Origin of the sequence: Pseudoxanthomonas sp. SGNA-20 (assembly GCF_003931635.1) — a bacterium.
Lineage (GTDB): Bacteria > Pseudomonadota > Gammaproteobacteria > Xanthomonadales > Xanthomonadaceae > Pseudoxanthomonas.
In genome coordinates this window covers 778,222-797,307 of the sequence record NZ_RRYK01000001.1, presented here as the reverse complement: position 1 = coordinate 797,307, position 19,086 = coordinate 778,222, and the positions used below count along the sequence as shown (strand labels likewise).

Sequence of the window (19,086 nt, the reverse complement as noted above, 5' to 3'; positions counted from 1 at the left end):
CGGCGCCGGCCGTGGTCCCAGTGGCGGTGACGCCCGATTTCCAACGGCCGCCTCCGGCCCGAGCCCCCGCATGAATTCCAGAATCACCGCAGCACTGTTCGCCCTCCTGCTGGCCGCCCCCGCGGCGCTGCTCGCGCGCGCCGACGCCCCCGCGCAGGTGGCCGTGGCGCCGACCCCGGACCAGTCCACCACCACCCGCCTGGTCTACGGCCTGCTGTCGGACAGCCGCTACGCCTACCGCCCGCGCCCGGCCGACGACGCGATGTCCGAGGACATCTTCCGCCGCTACCTGGAGGCGCTGGACGGCAACAAGCAGTACTTCACCGCGGCCGACATCCAGCGCTTCGAGCCCTACCGCCTGCAGCTGGACGACGCCGTGCGCGGCGGCGACCCGAGCCCCGCGTTCGCCATGTTCTCGGTGTACCGGCAGCGGGTGGTCGAGCGCGTGGCCTACGCGCAGAAGCTGCTGCAGGAAGGCAACTTCGACTTCAGCGGCAACGAGCGCTGGGAATACGACCGCGAGAACGCGCCGTGGGCCGCCGACGGCGCCGAGCTGGACGCGCTGTGGCGCAAGTCGGTGATGAACGACTGGCTGCGCCTGAAGCTGGCCGGCAAGGAGCCGGAGGAGATCCGCAGGACGCTGGAGAAGCGCTACGCCCAGCTGGCCCGCTCGGTGGACCAGCTCAAGAGCGACGACGTGTTCTCGATCTTCCTCAATGCCTACACCGCTTCGATCGACCCGCACACCAACTACCTCAACCCGCGCACGGCCGAGAACTTCAACCAGGCCATGTCGCTGTCGCTGGAGGGCATCGGCGCCCAGCTGCAGCGCCAGGACGACGTGGTGGTGGTGCGCGAGATCATCCCCGGCGGCCCGGCGGCCCTGGACGGCACGCTCAAGGCCGGCGACCGCATCGTCGGGGTGGGCCAGGGCAAGTCCGGGCCGGTCGAGGACGTGATCGGCTGGCGCATCGACGACGTGGTCGCCAAGATCCGCGGTGCCAAGGGCACCCAGGTGCGGCTGGAGTACATCCCGGCCGAGGATGGCCTGGACGGCGAGCACCGCACCGTGACCCTGACCCGCGCGCGGGTCCAGCTGTCCGAGCAGGCGGCCAAGAGCAAGCTGTACAACATCCCGGCGCAGGACGGCCTGCCGGCGCGCAAGATCGGCGTGATCGAGCTGCCGACCTTCTACCAGGACTTCGAGGGCCGCCGCCGCAACGGCAGCGACTACACCTCCGCCACCCGCGACGTGGCCAACCTGCTGGCGCGCTTCCGGGAAGAGGGCGTGGACGGCGTGGTCCTGGACCTGCGCAACAACGGCGGCGGCTCGCTGGACGAGGCGGTGCAGCTGACCGGCCTGTTCATAGACCGCGGTCCGGTGGTGCAGGTGCGCGAGTCCGGCGGCCGGGTCACGGTCAACAGCGACAACAAGCCGGGCGTGGCCTGGGACGGCCCGCTGGCGGTGCTGGTCAACCGTGCCTCGGCCTCGGCCTCGGAGATCTTCGCCGGGGCGATGCAGGACTACGGCCGCGCCCTGATCATCGGCGAGACCACCTTCGGCAAGGGCACGGTGCAGAACCTGGTCGACCTGGACCGCTGGCCGGCTTCCGAGGGCCCGCGCTTTGGCCACGTCAAGCTGACCATCGCCCAGTTCTTCCGCATCGAAGGCGGCAGCACCCAGCACAAGGGCGTGGTCCCCGACATCGCCTACCCGCTGAGCGTGGACGCCAACGAGTTCGGCGAGAGCACCTACGACAACGCCCTGCCGTGGACCCGCATCGCCGCGGTGCCGCACGAGCGCTACGGCAACTTCCAGCCGCTGCTGCCGCGCCTGCAGGCCATGCATGCGCGCCGCATCGCCGACGACCTGGAGTTCCAGTGGTGGAGCGAGGACGTGGCGCGCTACCGCGAGGAAGCGGCGAAGAAGTACCTGTCGCTCAACGAGGCCGAGCGCCGCGCCGAGCGCGAGCGCCAGGAGAAGCAGCGCAAGGAGCGCCAGGCGATCCGCAAGGAGAAGGGCCTGGAGCTGGATCCGCTGGCCGAGGACTTCGACGACGGCCTGACCGCCAGCGAGCGCGACGTGGTCAAGGACGCCGAGCGCGAGAAGGCGGCCGAGAAGCGCCCGGACCCGTTGCAGCGCGAGGCCGCCGCGATCCTGGCCAACGCCATCGGCCTGCTGGAGCAGGACCGTCCGCTGACCGCGCAGGTGCTGCCGCTGACCGCCTCGGCGGTGCGCTGGGCGCGCTGAGCCCCGGCGCCGGTGGTGCAATGAAGAACGGCGGCCCAGGGGCCGCCGTCTTTCTTTGTGCGTTCCGCGCGCGTTGCAAGCCGATCCCGGCTGCGCTCCGCTTGCCCGCGTTACCAATCGCCAATCACCAATCGCCAATCACCAATCACCAATCCCGTCAGTCAGGCACATCCAGCGCCAGTGTCTCCTTGACCTCCTCCATCACGATGTAGCTCTTGGACTCGCGCACGTGCGGCAGGGTCAGCAGGCTGCTGCCCAGCAGCCGGCGGTAGGAGGCCATCTCGGTGATGCGCGCCTTGATCAGGTAGTCGAAGTCGCCGGAGACCAGGTGGCATTCCAGCACGTTGGGCAGCTTCAGCGCGGCGCGGCGGAATTCCTCGAAGATGTCGCCGGACTTGTAGGCCAGGCTGATCTGCACGAACACCAGCAGGCTGGCGCCCAGGTGCTGCGGATTGAGGCGGGCGTGGTAGCCGGTGATCACCCCGTCGCGCTCCAGCCGGCGCACGCGCTCGGTGCAGGGCGTGGTCGACAGGCCCACGCGCTCGCCCAGCTCGGTGAAGGAGATGCGGCCCTCCTCCTGCAGGATGCGCAGGATGTGGCGGTCGATCCGGTCCAGGTGGCGCGGACGGTCGCCGCGCAGGCGTTCGGGGCGGGCGGGCATGGAAACCTCCGTGGAAGCGGCCTGTGGCAGTGCAAAGGCCGGCTGGCGGGAAGAAAAACAGAAAATAATCCTGGAATCGTGGCGGTAGTATGCGCGCATTCCATGGCTCCGGCGCTTCGGGGCAGTGAAAGCTCCTGACGGAGGGTGCGATGCAGCGGGTCCTGGTTCTTGGCAGTGGCGTGATTGGCGTGGCCAGCGCGTGGTACCTGGCGCGCGCCGGCTTCGAGGTGGCCGTGGTCGACCGCGAGCCGGGCCCGGCGCGCGGCGCCAGCTTCGCCAACGCCGGACAGATCTCGCCGGGCTATGCCTCGCCCTGGGCGGCGCCGGGCGTGCCGCTGAAGGCGATCAAGTGGCTGTTCCAGGAACACGCCCCGCTGGCGATCCGCCTGACCTCCGACCCGGCGCAGTACCGCTGGCTGTGGCAGATGCTGCGCAACTGCACCGCCGGCCGCTACGCGGTGAACAAGGAGCGCATGGTGCGGCTGGCCGAGTACAGCCGCGACTGCATGGACGAGCTGGCGCGCGAGACCGGGCTGAGCTGGGAAGGCCGCAAGCTGGGCACCACCCAGCTGTTCCGCACCCAGGCCCAGCTGGACGCCGCGGCGCGCGACATCGCGGTGCTGGAGCAGGCCGGCGTGCCCTACGAGGTGCTGGACCGCGCCGGCATCGCCCGCGTGGAGCCGGCGCTGGCCGCCGCCTCCGGCCTGCTGGTGGGCGGCCTGCGCCTGCCCGGCGACCAGACCGGCGACTGCCAGCTGTTCAGCGAGCGCCTGGCCGCGCTGGCCGCGGCGCAGGGCGTGGAGTTCCGCTACGGCGCGACCATCGAGGCGATCGAGTCCGATGGCGAGCGCGTCACCGGCGTGCGCATCGACGGCCGCGTCGAGACCGCCGACCGCTACGTGCTGGCGCTGGGCAGCTGGTCGCCGCGGCTGCTGCGGCCGCTGGGCATCGACCTGCCGGTGTACCCGCTCAAGGGCTACTCGCTGACCATCCCGATCACCGATCCGGAGATGGCGCCGACCTCGACCATCCTCGACGAGACCTACAAGATCGCCATCACCCGCTTCGACCAGCGCATCCGCGTCGGCGGCATGGCCGAGGTGGCCGGCTTCGACCTGCGCCTGGATCCGCGCCGGCGCGCGACCCTGGAGAAGGTGGTCAACGATCTCTACCCGCGTGGCGGCGACCTGTCCCGGGCCACGTTCTGGACCGGCCTGCGCCCGGCCACGCCCGACGGCACCCCGGTGGTGGGCGAGACCCGCCTGCGCAACCTGTACCTCAACACCGGCCACGGCACCCTGGGCTGGACCATGGCCTGCGGTTCCGGCCGCTACCTGGCCGACGTGATCGCGCGCCAGCCCACCGGCATCCGCCGCGAGGGCCTGGACATCTCGCGCTACGGCCGCGGCGGCGCACGCGGCGACGGCAAGGGCCCGGTTCCGGCGACAATGTCGCCCTGATCCGGCGCGCATCCGCACACCGCTTCCCCGTTCCCGCTGCCCCCTGCCTGCCATGCGTCCCGCCCGCGCCCTGATCGACCTTTCCGCCTTGCGCCACAACTACCGCCTGGCACGCAGCCTCGGCGGCGGGCGCGCGCTGGCGGTGGTCAAGGCCGATGCCTACGGCCATGGCGCGCTGCGCTGCGCTGCGGCGCTGGAGCCGGAGGCCGACGGCTTCGCGGTGGCCTGCATCGAGGAGGCGCTGGTCCTGCGCGAGGCCGGGATCCGCAAGCCGATCCTGCTGCTGGAGGGCTTCTTCGAGGCTTCCGAACTGCCGCTGCTGCTGCAGCACGACCTGTGGTGCGTGGTCCACGCACCCTGGCAGGTGGAGGCGCTGGAGCGCACGCCGCTGCCGGCGCCGCTGACGGTGTGGCTGAAGCTGGACTCGGGCATGCACCGCGTGGGCATCGGCGCCGACGACTACGCCGCCACCTGGCGCCGGCTGGAGGCGCTGCCGCACGTGCGCGTGGTGGTGAAGATGAGCCATTTCGCGCGCGCCGACGAACTGGACTGCGCGCGCACCCGCGAGCAGCTGGACACCTTCGCCCGCGCCACCGCCGGGCTGCCGGGCCAGACCAGCATCTGCAACTCGCCGGCGCTGCTGGGCTGGCCGCAGGCACGCGGCGACTGGGCGCGCCCGGGCCTGATGCTGTACGGCGTCTCGCCGTTCGCCCAGGACCACGACCTGGCCGCGCAGCTGCGCCCGGTGATGACCCTGGAGTCGAAGGTGATCGCGGTGCGCGAGCTGCCCGCGGGCGAACCGGTGGGTTACGGCGCGCGCTTCGTCACCGAGGCGCCCACCCGGGTGGGTGTGGTGGCGATGGGCTATGCCGACGGCTACCCGCAGTTCGCGGTCAACGGCACCCCGGTGGCGATCGACGGCCGCCCCGGGCGCCTCGTCGGCCGGGTGTCGATGGACATGCTCACCGTGGACCTGACCGACCACCCGCACGCCGGGGTCGGCAGCGTGGTCGAGCTGTGGGGCAGCCGGGTGCCGGCCGCGCAGGTGGTGGCGCACAGCCAGACCAGCAGCTACCGCCTGCTGTGCGCGGTCAAGCGCGTGCCGCTGCAGTACCAGGACTGAGCCCGCGCGGGCGCGGCGCGCAGGCCATCCTCCCGCGGGATGGGCCCGGCGCGCGGACTACTTGATGCAGCGGCCGGTGCCGCCACGTTTTCCGGCCAGCCCCGCGGGGCTGGCTTTTTCATGTGCCGGCGGGTGTCCGCCATGCACGGAAGAAGACGGACAGCCGGGCCATGGAGGGGAGGAGCGGCCCGGCTGTCCTTGGGGGAAATCAGGCCGGGATGGACACGCCGGCCAGGCGCGCGGCATACAGCGCCGCGCCGTAGTGCGGCGGATGCTTCGGCGCGGTCGGCACGAACCCGGCATCGGCCCGGGCCAGGGCCTCGCGGAACGGCTGCAGCAGCAGTTCGCCGGCGCTGAAGGCGCCGCCGGACCAGGACAGCGGCACCGGCGTGCCGGCCGGGAACCGCAGTTCCCGGTGCAGGGCCAGCGCGATCGCCGCCAACTCCCGCGCCGCGTCGGAGAAGATCGCCAGCGCCACCGCGTCGCCCGCGGCCGCCGCCTCGCTGACCAGCCGCGACAGCTGCGCCAGCTCGCCGCGCGCCAGGCCGCCGGCGCCGTTGATCCGCGCGCACAGGTCCAGGTCGCGCTGCAGGCCGAGGGCGCGGTTGAACACCGCGTGCAGCGGGCCCTTCGGCAAGCGGCCGTCGCTCATGCGCGAATACGCGTTGAGGCCGCGCACCGCGATCCAGTAGGCCGAGCCCTCGTCGGAGAACACCTCGCCCCAGCCGCCCACGCGCGCCGTCCGACTTCAACACCCATTACTTCTCGCTGGCCGGCGACAACGTCCGCGACCAGATCACCGGCAGCAACGTCGGCGGCGAGCTGTACGTGGGCGAACTGAACATCGACAAGATCAAGTTCGGGATCGGCCACAACCAGCGCAAGAAGTCGCGCGACCTGGTCAACAACTCGCTCAACGGCGGCGCCGACTACTACTCCGGCGACAACGCGATCAACGTCGGCCTGCTGGGCGGCAACGTGCTCTCGCGCAGCTTCAACCTGCCGCACTTCATGGACGAGTCCGGCTCGGTGTTCCCGCGCTCGTTCCTGGCGTTCGACGTGCCGGCCTACATCGAGGCGCTGAAGGCCTACAACGGCACCCGCCCGGACGGCACCCCGTACGACTACGCCGCCGCCGGCCCGGTGTGGAACCCGCTGGAAAGCTACCGGGTGACGGAGAAGACCTGGACCGGCTACGTCGAGCTGGAGATGGCCGGCGAGCGCTGGGACGCCAACGCCGGCGTGCGCCTGGTCAAGACCCGCACCACCGCCCAGGCCTGGGACGGGAAGATCACGAAGATCGTCGAGAACGGCGCCTGGAACTACACCGCCACCTACGCCGAGCCCAGCTCGATCTACCAGACCTCGGACTACACCTGCGCGCTGCCGTCGGCCAACTTCAGCTGGCACTTCAGCGAGGACCTGCTGCTGCGCCTGGGCGCGGCCAAGACCATGGCACGCCCGGCGGTCAGCACCCTGGCGCCGACCAACACCACCGAGAGCGTGTCCTGGGGCGAGTTCACCCAGATCTACGGCGGCAACGCCGAGCTGAAGCCGTACACCGCCAACCAGGCCGACGCCTCGCTGGAGTGGTACTTCGCCGAGAACTCGATCTTCAACTTCGCGGTGTACTACAAGAAGATCAAGAACCAGATCACCACCAGCTGGGAGCCCGGCGAGGACATCGGCGTCGGCCCGATCCTCGACGCCGCCGGCAACGCCATCACCGACGGCCCGACCCTGTTCAACATCATGCGCCCGATCAACGGCGACCACGCCAAGGTGCATGGCTACGAGATCGGCGCCCAGCACTTCTGGGACAACGGCTTCGGCGTGCGCGCGCAGTACACCCGCAACTGGTCCAGCAGCTGGGTCGACGGCGAGGAGCGCCCGCTGGAGGGCATCGCCCCGTCGGTGTACTCGCTGGGCGTGATGTACGAGCGTGGCCCGTGGTCGGCCGGCGTCACCGCCGACCGCACCGACGGCTTCGTCACCGCGACCAACGTGCTCGGCGCCGGCTTCAACGAAGTGGCCGACCCGATCACCTGGGTCACCGCGCACGTGTCCTACGAGTACGACAAGCACCTGACCTTCTCGCTGGAAGGCCGCAACCTGCTGGACGAGGCCAACACCTACAGCATCAACGGCAACCCGCTGCTGAGCCAGGGCTACTACCGCTACGGCCGCGGCATCACCCTCGGGGTGAGCTACCGCTTCTGAGCTTGCGAGAGGGCGACGCGGCGCCGGCCATGACGCCGCGTAACCCGGGCCAGCCTCCCCCGCGGAGGCTGGCCTTCTTTTTTTGCCCGCGCACCGGCCGCTGCGGCGCGCTGCCGCGACTGGCGGATAATAGCCGGCCCCGCCGCCCGTTCCCGACCGCGTGAGCACCGAAGACGAACCCCTCAAGGCCCTGCTGCTGCCGTTCGACGGCGGCGTCCTGCCGTGGCCGCAGGGCCGCGTGCTGTTCCTGCGTGGGCGCGACGGCTGGCCGCTGCGCCGCCACGACCTTTCGCGCCTGCGCTGCGAGCAGGGCTCGCGGCCGCTGGCCGACGCGCTGCAGCGCGCCGGGATCGACGCGGTCCCGGAACTGCCCGCCGACGAGCCGGCGGCGCTGGTGCTGGTGCTGCCGCCGCGCCAGCGCGAGGAGGCGCGCGCCCTGCTGGCACGCGCCGTGGACCTGGCCGCGCCCGGCGCGCGCGTGGTGGCCGCCGCGGCCAACGACGAAGGCGCGCGCTCGCGGGAGAAGGACCTGCAGCAGCTGGCCGGGCTGGACGGCAACCTGGCCAAGTTCCACTGCCGCGTGTTCTGGACCCCGCCGTTGCAGGGGCCGCGCGACGCCGCGCTGGCCGCGCAGTGGCGCGGCGGCGACGCGGTGCGGCCGCTGCCGGGCGGGCGCTTCCACAGCCGCCCCGGCGTGTTCGCCTGGGACCGGATCGACGCCGCCTCGGCGCTGCTGGCCACGCACCTGCCGGCCGACCTGCGCGGGCGCGGCGCCGACCTCGGCGCCGGCTGGGGCTACCTCGCCGCCGAGGTGCTGGAACGCGCCCCGGGCGTGACCGCGCTGGACCTGTACGAGGCCGAGTTCCGCGCGCTGGAGCTGGCGCGCCGCAACCTTGCCGGGGCGCGCATCGCGCCGGGCTTCCACTGGCACGACGTCACCGCCGGGCTGGCCCGGGGCGGCTACGACTTCATCGTCAGCAACCCGCCGTTCCACGCCCACGACCGCGGCGACCGCCCGGAACTGGGCCAGCGATTCATCGAGGTGGCGGCGCGGGCGCTGCGTCCCGGCGGGCGCCTGCTGCTGGTGGCCAACCGCCACCTGCCGTACGAGGGCACCCTGGCGCAGGCGTTCGGCCAGCGCAGGGTGCTGGCCGAAGCCGGGGGATTCAAGGTGATCGAGGCAACCAAGGGAGCGTCGCGTTGAGCAAGTCGATGAAGCTGGTCAAGCACCTGGCCAACCTGGGCTACGGCAGCCGCAAGGAGGTGGCCTGGATGTTCCGCGAGGGCCGCGTCACCGACGCCAATGGCGGGGTGCTGTACCAGGACGACCCGCTGGACCACGACAACGTGCGCGTGGACGGGCAGCCGCTGGACCCGCCGCCGGGCCTGGTGCTGATGCTGCACAAGCCGGCCGGCTACACCTGCTCGACCAAGGACCCGGGCCGCATCGTCTACGACCTGCTGCCGCCGCGCTTCCGCCTGCGCAACCCGGTGCTGTCCACCGTCGGACGGCTGGACCGCGACACCACCGGGCTGCTGCTGATGACCGACGACGGCCAGCTGCTGCACCGGATCGTCTCGCCGAAGTCGAAGCTGGCCAAGGTCTACGAGGCCGGGCTGGCCGAGGACCTGCGCGGCGACGAGGCGCAGCTGTTCGCCAGCGGCACCCTGGTGCTGGAAGGCGAGGACACGCCGCTGCTGCCGGCGCGCCTGGAGGTGCTGGGCCCGCGCCGCGCGCGCCTGGTCCTGCACGAGGGCCGCTACCACCAGGTGCGGCGCATGTTCGCCGCCGCCGGCAACCGGGTGCTGGCACTGCACCGGCCGCAGGTGGGCGGGCTGGAGCTGGGCGGGTTGCCGGAAGGACAGTGGCGCCAGCTCGGCCAGGCCGACCTCGACGCGCTGTTCGCCGGAGCGGGCGCGTGAGCGCCGGCGCGGGCCTGGCCCCGCTGCCATTCGCCCCGGAGGCGGTGCTGTTCGACATGGACGGGCTGATGCTGGACAGCGAGCGCGCCATCACCCGCTGCTACGCGCGCGCCGCCGCCGCGCTCGGCCACGACCTGCCCGAGGACTACTGGCTGCAGATGGTCGGCACCGGCGATGCCGCCTGCCGCGCGATGCTGGTCGAGCGCCTGGGCCAGGCCCAGGCCGATGCGTTGCTGCAGCGCTCCGGCGCCGAGTACAGCGCCATGGTCGATGCCGGCATCCCGCACCGTCCCGGCATCCTCGCCCTGCTGCAGTGGCTGCAGGAGCGCGGCGTCCCGCGCGCGGTCGCCACCTCCACCCGCAACCCGCTGGCCAGCCACAAGCTGCGCCAGGCCGGCCTGCTGCCGTACTTCCCGGTGGTCTGCACCGCCTCGGACGTGGCCCATCCCAAGCCGGCGCCGGACGTGTACCTGCTGGCCGCCAGCCGCCTGGGCGTGGAGCCGGCGCGCTGCCTGGTGCTGGAGGACTCGCCCGCCGGCGTGCGCGCCGCGCTGGCCGCGGGCATGACCCCGATCCAGGTCCCGGACCTGGTGGCGCCGGACGCGGCCACCCGCGCCCTGGGCCACCGCATCGCCGCCTCGCTGGAGCAGGTGCTGCCGCTGCTGCAGGCGGTGTTCGACCCGGTGGCGGCGGCGGACTGAGCGCCGCCGCGCGGCTGGGACCATCTGTCACTGGCCGTGCGCGCCCCTTTGTCTAGAATCCGGCCCATGCTGCGCGCCTCCCGCCTCCACCGGCTCCTGGCCCCGCTGGCCCTGCTGGCGGGGCTGTTGCTGGCGTTGGCGCCGGTGGCCGGGCGCGTGCTGGCCGCCGGCGGCCCGCAGCTGCTGGCCGGCTGGTCCGAGTTGTGCACCGCCGAAGGCCTGCAGCTGGCGCCCAGCGAGGCCCGCGATGCCGACGGCGCACCGCTGGCGCCGGCCAGCCTCCATGGCGACGCCGACTGCCCCTACTGCCCGCTGGCTGCCTCGCTGGCGCTGCCGGCGACGGCGACCGCGACCGTGCCCGGCCTGGCCCCGGCCACGCCTCCCGCCCGGCGTGCCAGCCCGCGGCGCCGCTTCCGCCGCCTCCACGGTCCCGGCAGCCGTGGACCGCCGCTCCAGGCCTGAACCGCGAACCGTCCCGCGCGGCCACGCCGCGCGTTCCCGCGTCCTGGAGCCCAACATGCCCTGCCACCGCCTGCCGCCAACCGCGGCACGCCGGACCGTGGCCATGCCCGCGGTCCTGCTTCTCCTGTCCCCGATCCCGATCGTGCATGCCGGCCAGGCGCCGGCCACCACCACCCTCGATGCCGTGCAGGTCAGCGGCCGCGCCGGGCCGCTGCAGGCGCCGGCCGGCAGCGCCTCGCGCCTGGGGCTGGACGTGCTCGACACCCCGGCCGCAGTCACCGTGGTCGAACGCGACACCCTGGACGCACGCGGCGTGCGCACCACCCAGGAAGCCCTGGCCGCGGTGCCCGGCCTGACCGCCGCCGCTCCGCCCGGGCAAGGCAACAACGTGGCCTGGCGCGGCTTCTCCGGCAGCCAGGTCAGCCAGCTGTTCAACGGCATCGACGTGCAGTACGCCAGCATCGCCGCGCGTCCGGTGGATGCCTGGCAGTACGAGCGGATCGAGGCCATCGGTGGCCCTTCCAGTTTCCTGCATGGCGTGGGCGCCGTCGGCGGCGCGATCAACTACGTCACCCGCCTGGCCAGCCTCGGACACGACCAGGCGCGCTGGCGCGCGGCCTGGGGTTCGCACCGCGACGGCACCGTGGCCTTCGGCATGAACCTGCGCGATGCCGCCGCGCGCCAGGCGCTGGCGCTGGACCTGAGCGCGCGCGATGGCGACAGCTGGATCGATGCGCAGCAGCGCAGCGCGCTGGCGGCGGCCGGGTCGTGGCGGGTGCGGCTGGCGCCCGGGCTGGAGCACGTGCTGGCCCTGGAATGGCAGGATGAGGACGTGCGGCGCCCGTACTGGGGAGTGCCGGGCGAGGCCACGGGCGGGCGCCTGCGGCTGGATCCGGCCCTGGCCGCGCGCAACTACAACGTCGGCGACGGCCGCTACGCCCAGGACGTGCGCTGGGTGCGCTCGCTGCTGGAATGGCAGCGCGGCGACGGCGACCGCGTGCGCAACACGGTCTACCACTACGACGCCCTGCGCGATTACCGCAACGTGGAGAGCTACCGCCTGGCGGAGGGCGGCGTGCAGCGTTCCGGCGCGCTGCTGCAGCGCCACGACCACGAGGTGTGGGGCAACCGCAGCGAATGGCTGCACGAGGGCCTGCTGGCCGGCCGCCCCGCGCGCTGGGCCGTGGGCGCGGAGGCGGCGTGGAACCGGCAGACCCGCTTCCCGCTGTCGCTGCCGGGCGTGGTCGACACCGTGCCGGTGGACGCGGTGGCGCCGGGCCGCTTCCTCGACGTGCCGGGCGCGGAACTGGCTTACCGACCGGACCGCAGCAACCGCCTGCGCAGCCAGGCGGTGTATGCCGAGAACCTCACCACCCTGGGCGCCGGCGTGTCGCTGCTGGCCGCGCTGCGCCACGAACGCCTGCAGCTGGAGGTGCGCAACCACCGCGCGCCCGGCCCCGGCAACCCCGCGCGCTTCGAGCGCCGCTACCGGCCGACCACCGGCCGCCTGGCCCTGGAATGGGCACCGGCGCCGAACGCGCGCGCCTACGTCCAGGCCAGCACCGCCGCCGACCCGCCGGCCGGCGTGCTGAGTACCGCCAGCTTCGCCCAGCTGCGCGACTTCGACCTGTCCAGCGGACGCCAGGCCGAGCTGGGTGCCAAGCTGCAGTCGGCCGACGGCCGCAGCCACGCCACCCTGGCCGTGTACCGCATCGTCCGCCGCAACCTGGCGGTGGCCGACCCGGACAACCCGGGCCAGACCCTGCCGGTGGGGCGGCAGTCCGCGCGCGGCCTGGAGCTGGCCTTCGGCTGGAAGCCGGCGCAGCGGCTGGCGCTGGACGGCAACCTGGCCTGGGTGGATGCGCGCCTGGACGCGTTCACCGAGACCGTCGCCGGCCAGGCGGTCTCGCGCGCGGGCAACCGCCCGCCCAACATCCCGGCGCGGGTGGGCAACCTGTGGCTGGACTGGCAGCTGCAGCCGCGCTGGGCGCTGGGTGCCGGCCTGCGTACGGTATCGGCGCGCCAGGCCGACGCGGCCAACAGCCTGCGCGTGCCTGGCTACGCCACCTGGGACGCGCACCTGCGCTGGCGCGCCGGCGCGCGCACCGAACTGACCCTGCGCGGGCGCAATCTTGGCGACCGCCGCTACATTGCCCAGGCGCTGGGCGGGCAGATGGCCTGGCCGGGCGATCCGCGCAGCTGGGAACTGGTCCTGCACCAGGCCTTCGACTGAGGACAGCGCATGCATACGCCATCGCCATCCAGCCACTGGCGCGCCACCGTCGCGGCGCTGCTGCTGCCGCTGCTGCTGGCTGCCTGCGGCCGCGACACGGAAACGCCGGTCCGGCCGCTGCAGGCGCAGCCGTGGACCCTGCCGGCGCCGCCCGGCGCGGCCCAGCCGGACCTGGTGCGGGCGCCGGACGGGCGCCTGCTGCTGAGCTGGCTGGAACCAGCCGGCGACGGCCACCGCCTGCGGCTGGCCGGTACCCGCCCTGGCGCGGACTGGGAACCCACGCGCACCATCGCCGAAGGCAGCGACTGGTTCGTGAACTGGGCCGACACCCCGCACGTGTACGCCCTGGGCGACGGCTCGCTGTGGGCGCACTGGCTGCGCAATACCGGTCCGTCGCGCATGGACTACGGCATCGCGCTGGCGCGTTCCGGCGACGACGGCTACAGCTGGACCCCGGCTGCCGCGGTGCATCCGGGCGGCAGCCGCGGCGACCACGGCTTCGTCAGCTTCTGGGAACAGGGCCAGGGCCAGCTTGGCATCGCCTGGCTCGACAGCCGGCAGAAGGCGGCCGCGGCCGGCGGCGGACACGACGGCCATGACGGCGACGGCCACCACGGCGGCGCGGCAATGATGCTGCGCGCCGCTGTGCATGGCGCCGATGGCGCGCAGCTGCGCGAATGGCCGCTGGATGCCTCCACCTGCGACTGCTGTCCCACCGCCGCCGCGCGCAGCGGCAAGGGTGTGGTCGTGGTCTACCGCGGGCGCGGCGCGGGCGAGATCCGCGACATCCGCATCGTGCGCTTCGACGGCCAGGCGTGGACGCCGCCGCGGCCGGTGCATGCCGATGGCTGGCACTTCGCCGGCTGCCCGGTCAACGGCCCGGCGGTGGCGGCCCAGGGCCCGCGGGTGTGGGTGGCCTGGTACACCGAGGCCGGCGGCTGGCCGGAGTTGCGCGCGGCGGTGTCGCAGGACGGCGGCGACAGCTTCGCCGCGCCGGTGACCCTGGTGCGCGGGCCGCAGCTGCTGGGCCGGGTGGCCGTGGCCGCCGCCGACGACCAGCTCTACGCGGCGTGGCTGGAGGAACTCCCCGAAGGCCTGCAACTGCTGCGCCTGATGCGCTACACGGCCGACCTGCGGCGCGGGGAGATGCAGGTCGTGGCCACCTTCCCGGCGCGCGGCCGCGCCAGCGGCATGCCGCGCATGCAGGTGGCCGACGGCGCCGCCTGGCTGGTGTGGACCGAGGTGGTGGACGGCACCCCGGCGCTGCGCGGCGCGGTCGCGCGCTGAAGCGCGCTCAGGCGTACTGCATCTTGCGGGTCATGCCGCCGTCGACGATGAATTCCTGCCCGGTGGTGAAGCCGGACAGCGCCGGCGCCAGCAGGTGGACCGCCAGCGCGGCGATGTCTTCCGGGGTGCCGACGCGCCCGGCCGGATGCTGGGCGTGGTCGCGGCGCGACAGCTTCGGCCGGCGCCGGCGTGCGGGTGCCTGCCAGGCCTCGGTGGCGATCCAGCCGGGGCTGATGCAGTTCACCCGCACCCGCGGGCCTTCGCTGAGTGCCAGCGCGTGGGTCAGCGCGACCAGTCCGCCCTTGGCCGCGGCGTAGGCCTCGCTGTGCGGCTCGGACTGGTGGGCACGGGTGGAGGCGATGTTGACGATGGCGCCGCCGCCGGGCGCCTGGCGCAGCGCGGGCAGGGCATGGCGGCTGCACAGGAAGGCGCCGTGCAGGCTGGACAGGCGCCGGTTCCACCCGGCGAAATCCAGCGCTTCCAGCGGCGGCACCTGCGGATCGGGCAGGCCGGCGTTGTTGACCAGGCCGTCGATGCGGCCGAAGCGCTCCAGCGCCGCGGCCACGAACGCCGCGGTGCTGCGCTCGCTGGCCACGTCCAGGCGGCGGAACATGGCCCGCCCCGGGACGCCCCATTCGCGCAGGCAGGCGCGGCCGGCTGTGGCGTCGAGGTCGCCGATGGCCACGCAGCCGCCGGCGCCCAGCACCGCCTGGGCGATGCCGCGGCCGATGCCCTGGGCGCCGCCGGTGACCAGGACCACGCGGTCCCGTAGCGGCGCGGGATCCCAGGGCTGGACGGGAGGGACGATCGGCATGGCGTGGCTCCGTTGCGGCTGCAGTGTGGCGTGCGCGGCGTGCAGGCGCGGTCGCCGCGCGCCGGCGCGCTCAGCCGGCCTCGTCCGCGAGCAGCCTGCGCCAGCCCTCGTGGCCGAGCTTGCGCAGGGTGGCGTAGTTGCGCTCCACGATCACGTCCGGGTCCGGGTAGGCCTCCACCGCGCGGGCCACGCTGTCCTCGCGCAGCAGGTGCAGGGTCGGGTAGGGCGCGCGGTTGGAGTAGTTCTCGATGTCGTCCGGGCGGCTGTCGGCGAACTGGTAGTCCGGGTGGAAGCTGGCCACCTGCAGCACGCCGTCCAGCTCCAGCGCCTCGACCAGGGCGTCGGCCTGGTCGAGGAAGTCGTTGTAGTCGAGGAAGTCGCCCAGCACCAGCGGGTGCACCAGCAGGGTGGTGTCGACCTGTTCGGCCGGGGTGTCGCGCAGCAGCACCAGCTCCTCGCCCAGCTGCTCCAGCAGCTGCTCCGGCGTGGTCGCGTCGCTGGCGACGAAGCGCACCTGCTCCTTGACGTACACCGCCTTGGCGAACGGGCACAGGTTCAGGCCGATCACGGCCCGCTCCAGCCAGCGCCGGGTATCGGCCAGGACCCTGGCCTCGTCCAGCGCGGCGTCCCCGCCGGGGTTGCCGATGGCCGGATCAGTCACGGAAGTTCTCGAACTGCAGCGGGATGCCGAAATCGCCCTTGCGCAGCAGGGCGATGGCCTCCTGCAGGTCGTCGCGCTTCTTGCCGTTGACCCGCAGCTTCTCGCCGTTGATCTGGCTGTCGACCTTGAGCTTGGCGTCCTTGAGCGCGGCCTGGATCTTCTTGGCCGTCTCGCGCTCGATGCCCTGCTTCACGGTGACCTTCTGCCGCGCGCCGGCCAGGTTGGTCTCGATGTCGCCGAACTCCAGGCAGCGGATGTCGATGCCGCGCGCGGTCATGCGCTGGCGCAGGATGTCGGTCATCTGCCCGAGCTGGAAATCGCTGGGCGCGGACTGGCTGATCACGTTGTCCTCCAGCACGAACTTCGCGTCCACGCCCTTGAAGTCGAAGCGGGTGGTCAGTTCGCGGCTGGCCTGGTCGACGGCGTTGGTCAGCTCGTGGGTGTCCACTTCGGACACGATGTCGAAGGAAGGCATCGGGGGGCTCCTTGTGCGGATGCGCACATTCTAGGCGGTGCCCGCGCCGGCGCGCGCATCGGCGCGCGTGCGCGGATAATGCGTGCATGCCCCCACGTCCCCGCTCGAACCTGGCGGCCGCCGCCTGGATGGTCGCCGCCATCGCCTGCTTCTCGCTGATGGACACGGCGATGAAGCTGCTCTCGGCCCGCTACCCGCCGCTGCAGGTGACCCTGCTGCGCGGCGCCGCCTCGCTGCCGTTCGTGCTGGCCTGGGTGATGGCCACCGCCGGCCCGCGCTCGATCCTGCCGGTGCGCTGGGGCCTGCACCTGCTGCGCGGCGCGCTGGGCATGGCCATGATCGGCTGCTTCGTGTTCGCGCTCAAGCGCATGCCGCTGTCCACCGCGTACACGATCTACTTCGTCGCGCCGCTGCTGGTGGCGGCGCTGTCGGTGCCGCTGCTGGGCGAGAAGGTGGGGCCGCGGCGCTGGACCGCCATCGGCATCGGCCTGGTCGGCGTGGTGGTGGTGGTGCGCCCGGGCGCAGGCGGCTTCGCGTCGCTGCCGGGGCTGATGGTGCTGCTGGCGGCCACCGCCTACGCGATCGCCGCGGTCACCGTGAGCCTGCTGACCCGCACCGACACGCCGCAGTCGATGGTGGTCTGGTTCCTGGCGATCATGGCCGTCGGCGCGGGGCTGGCGGCGATCCCGGGCTGGGTGCCGCTGCAGCGCGGCGATGCGCCGCTGATCCTGGGCCTGGGCCTGGCCGGGGCGCTGGGGCAGGTCGCGCTGACCGCGGCGTTCATGCGCGGCGACGCCTCGCTGGTGGCGCCGCTGGAGTACACCGGCCTGGTCTGGGTGATCGGCTGGGACTGGCTGTTCTGGCGCACCCTGCCGGACGCGGTGACCTGGATCGGCGCGGCCATCATCATGGGCAGCGGCCTGTACCTGCTGCGCCGCGAGCGCACGGTCGGCGCCGCGCGCAGCGCGCCGCTGGACCATTCCTGAGCCGGCCGGGACGCTGCGGGGCGCGGCTGGAACGCCGCGCCACGCCACCGGGGCAGGGCAGCTGCTAGGCTTGCCGGCCCGCGCGTCGATGCCCTTCCGCTCCCCCGTGATCCGGTTCCAGCAGGTCCACAAGTCCTACGCCGTGGGTGGCCGCCAGGTCGCCGCCCTGCATCCGCTCGACCTGGAGATCCGGGCCGGCGAGGTGTTCGGCATCATCGGCCACTCCGGCGCCGGCAAGTCCACCCTGATCCGCCTGATCAACCGCCTGGAGGCGCCCAGTGGCGGCCAGCTGTGGGTCGATGGCCAGGACGTGGCGGTGCTGGACGGCGAGGGCCTGCGCGCGCTGCGCCGGCGCGTGGGCATGATCTTCCAGCACTTCAACCTGCTGTCCTCGCGCACGGTGGCGCAGAACGTGGCCTTCCCGCTGGAACTGGCCGGCGAGCCGCGCGCGCGCATCGACGCGCGGGTGGCGGAACTGCTGGAGCGCGTCGGCCTGGCCGAGCACGCGAACAAGTATCCGGCGCAACTTTCCGGCGGGCAGAAGCAGCGCGTGGGCATCGCCCGCGCCCTGGCCACCGGGCCGAAGATCCTGCTGTGCGACGAGGCCACCAGCGCGCTGGATCCGCAGACCACCGCCTCGGTGCTGTCCCTGCTGGCCGGGATCAACCGCGAGCTGGGCCTGACCATCGTCCTGATCACCCACGAGATGGACGTGATCCGCCGCGTCTGCGACCGCGTGGCCGTGCTCGACGCCGGCCGCCTGGTCGAGAGCGGCCCGGTCACCGAGGTGTTCCTGCACCCGCGGCACCCGACCACGCGCCGCTTCGTGTCCGAGGCCGAGCACGTGGACGAGCATGGGTTGCATGCCGACTTCGCCGCGGTGGAAGGGCGCATCCTGCGCCTGACCTTCCTCGGCGCCGATACCTACGCGCCGCTGCTGGGCCGCATCGCGCGCCAGTGCGGCGTGGACTACAACATCCTGTCCGGCCGCATCGACCGCATCCGCGACACGCCCTACGGGCAGCTGGTCGTGGCCCTGGTCGGCGGCGACGCCGACGCCGCGCAGCAGGCGTTCGCGGCGGCCGGCGTCACCGTGGAGGTGCTGCGCGCATGAGCACGTTTGCCCTGGTCGCCGCCGCGGACGGCTTCTTCCGCAACCTGGACGCCGGCAAGTGGGCCGAGATCGGCCAGGCCACGCTGGATACCCTGGCCATGCTCGGCGGCGCGCTGCCGCTGACCCTGCTGGCCGGCCTGCCGCTGGGCGTGCTGCTGTTCCTGTGCGGCCCGCGCCAGCTGCACGAGCGCCGCGGGCTGTACGCGGTGCTGTCACTGGTGGTGAACATCCTGCGCTCGGTGCCCTTCATCATCCTGATGATCGCGATGATCCCGCTGACCCTGGCGGTGATGGGCACCTCGCTGGGCGTGCGCGGCGCGATCCTGCCGCTGGTGGTGGGCGCGGCGCCGTTCTACGCGCGCCTGGTGGAGACCGCGCTGCGCGAGGTCGACCGCGGCGTGATCGAGGCGACCCTGGCGATGGGCGCCACCACCTGGCAGCTGGTGTGGCGGGTGCTGCTGCCGGAGGCGCGGCCCGGGCTGGTCGCCGGCGCCACCGTCACCACCATCGCCCTGGTCGGCTTCACCGCCATGGGCGGCGCGATCGGCTCCGGCGGCCTGGGCGACCTGGCCTTCCGCGACGGCTACCAGCGCTCGCACACCGACGTGGCCCTGGTCACGGTGGTGCTGCTGCTGGTGCTGGTGCAGCTGGTGCAGATGCTGGGCGACCGCCTGGTGGCCCGCTACAGCCGCCGCTGAGCCGTATCCTTCCCCCA

General features: G+C 73.1%; 17 protein-coding genes and 1 pseudogene. 13 read left to right on the top strand and 5 right to left on the bottom strand.

Going from position 1 to position 19,086, the window contains the following annotated elements:
• Positions 1-70: 70 nt before the first annotated feature.
• Complete coding sequence (locus EIM48_RS03550; RefSeq protein WP_125111082.1) at positions 71-2,251, top strand: carboxy terminal-processing peptidase; 2,181 nt, start codon at positions 71-73, stop codon at positions 2,249-2,251.
• Positions 2,252-2,408: 157 nt separating this feature from the next.
• Here EIM48_RS03550 and EIM48_RS03545 read toward each other — a convergent pair whose 3' ends face one another.
• Complete coding sequence (locus EIM48_RS03545) at positions 2,409-2,912, bottom strand: winged helix-turn-helix transcriptional regulator (protein ID WP_019398043.1); 504 nt, start codon at positions 2,910-2,912, stop codon at positions 2,409-2,411.
• 149 nt (positions 2,913-3,061) lie between these two features.
• On the opposite strand from EIM48_RS03545, the gene EIM48_RS03540 reads away from it, so the two are divergent.
• Together EIM48_RS03540 and alr are read left to right on the top strand one after the other, a co-directional pair.
• Positions 3,062-4,372, top strand: coding sequence for a D-amino acid dehydrogenase (locus tag EIM48_RS03540; RefSeq protein ID WP_026010398.1), 1,311 nt, complete (start codon positions 3,062-3,064; stop codon positions 4,370-4,372).
• A gap of 52 nt (positions 4,373-4,424) precedes the next feature.
• The gene (alr, locus tag EIM48_RS03535; RefSeq protein ID WP_125111081.1) at positions 4,425-5,495 is read left to right on the top strand and encodes an alanine racemase; all 1,071 of its coding nucleotides are present in this window, start codon (positions 4,425-4,427) and stop codon (positions 5,493-5,495) included.
• A gap of 208 nt (positions 5,496-5,703) precedes the next feature.
• On the opposite strand, the gene EIM48_RS03530 is transcribed toward alr, so the two are convergent.
• On the bottom strand, positions 5,704-6,228 hold the full coding sequence (locus tag EIM48_RS03530) for a BadF/BadG/BcrA/BcrD ATPase family protein (protein ID WP_233581618.1): 525 nt from the start codon (positions 6,226-6,228) through the stop codon (positions 5,704-5,706).
• A gap of 20 nt (positions 6,229-6,248) precedes the next feature.
• Here EIM48_RS03530 and EIM48_RS03525 point away from each other — a divergent pair.
• From EIM48_RS03525 to EIM48_RS03495, 7 genes and pseudogenes are all read left to right on the top strand, one after another.
• A pseudogene (locus EIM48_RS03525) lies at positions 6,249-7,715 on the top strand (TonB-dependent receptor); the annotation flags it as partial.
• Positions 7,716-7,875: 160 nt separating this feature from the next.
• Positions 7,876-8,919 carry a class I SAM-dependent methyltransferase gene (locus EIM48_RS03520; protein ID WP_125111080.1) on the top strand — a complete coding sequence of 348 codons (1,044 nt, stop codon included), beginning with the start codon at positions 7,876-7,878 and terminating at the stop codon, positions 8,917-8,919.
• Between the two features lie 8 nt (positions 8,920-8,927).
• Positions 8,928-9,638 carry a pseudouridine synthase gene (locus tag EIM48_RS03515; protein WP_026010436.1) on the top strand — a complete coding sequence of 237 codons (711 nt, stop codon included), beginning with the start codon at positions 8,928-8,930 and terminating at the stop codon, positions 9,636-9,638.
• Positions 9,635-10,339 (top strand): HAD family phosphatase, encoded by a 705-nt coding sequence (locus EIM48_RS03510; protein ID WP_019398199.1) that lies wholly within the window; start codon positions 9,635-9,637, stop codon positions 10,337-10,339. The genes EIM48_RS03515 and EIM48_RS03510 overlap by 4 nt, the downstream gene beginning before the upstream one ends.
• A 66-nt stretch (positions 10,340-10,405) precedes the next feature.
• The gene (locus EIM48_RS03505) at positions 10,406-10,801 is read left to right on the top strand and encodes a DUF2946 family protein (RefSeq protein WP_019398200.1); all 396 of its coding nucleotides are present in this window, start codon (positions 10,406-10,408) and stop codon (positions 10,799-10,801) included.
• 103 nt (positions 10,802-10,904) lie between these two features.
• Entirely contained in the window at positions 10,905-13,034 is a 2,130-nt protein-coding gene (locus EIM48_RS03500; protein ID WP_233581616.1) for a TonB-dependent receptor, read from the top strand.
• 9 nt (positions 13,035-13,043) lie between these two features.
• Positions 13,044-14,321: a hypothetical protein gene (locus EIM48_RS03495; RefSeq protein ID WP_125111078.1), complete on the top strand. Its 1,278-nt coding sequence runs from the start codon at positions 13,044-13,046 to the stop codon at positions 14,319-14,321.
• Between the two features lie 7 nt (positions 14,322-14,328).
• On the opposite strand, the gene EIM48_RS03490 is transcribed toward EIM48_RS03495, so the two are convergent.
• The 3 genes from EIM48_RS03490 to EIM48_RS03480 form a co-directional block, all read right to left on the bottom strand.
• Entirely contained in the window at positions 14,329-15,135 is an 807-nt protein-coding gene (locus EIM48_RS03490; protein ID WP_125111077.1) for an SDR family oxidoreductase, read from the bottom strand.
• A gap of 70 nt (positions 15,136-15,205) precedes the next feature.
• Positions 15,206-15,754, bottom strand: coding sequence for a DUF1415 domain-containing protein (locus EIM48_RS03485; protein ID WP_028914461.1), 549 nt, complete (start codon positions 15,752-15,754; stop codon positions 15,206-15,208).
• Between the two features lie 34 nt (positions 15,755-15,788).
• The gene (locus EIM48_RS03480; RefSeq protein WP_019398205.1) at positions 15,789-16,271 is read right to left on the bottom strand and encodes a YajQ family cyclic di-GMP-binding protein; all 483 of its coding nucleotides are present in this window, start codon (positions 16,269-16,271) and stop codon (positions 15,789-15,791) included.
• Positions 16,272-16,357: 86 nt separating this feature from the next.
• On the opposite strand from EIM48_RS03480, the gene EIM48_RS03475 reads away from it, so the two are divergent.
• From EIM48_RS03475 to EIM48_RS03465, 3 genes are all read left to right on the top strand, one after another.
• Positions 16,358-17,257: a DMT family transporter gene (locus EIM48_RS03475; protein ID WP_125111076.1), complete on the top strand. Its 900-nt coding sequence runs from the start codon at positions 16,358-16,360 to the stop codon at positions 17,255-17,257.
• 106 nt (positions 17,258-17,363) lie between these two features.
• A complete protein-coding gene (locus tag EIM48_RS03470) occupies positions 17,364-18,371 on the top strand; it encodes a methionine ABC transporter ATP-binding protein (protein ID WP_026010440.1) in 1,008 nt (335 codons plus the stop codon).
• Complete coding sequence (locus tag EIM48_RS03465; RefSeq protein WP_028914465.1) at positions 18,368-19,069, top strand: methionine ABC transporter permease; 702 nt, start codon at positions 18,368-18,370, stop codon at positions 19,067-19,069. Before EIM48_RS03470 ends, EIM48_RS03465 begins: the two co-directional genes overlap by 4 nt.
• Positions 19,070-19,086 lie beyond the last annotated feature (17 nt).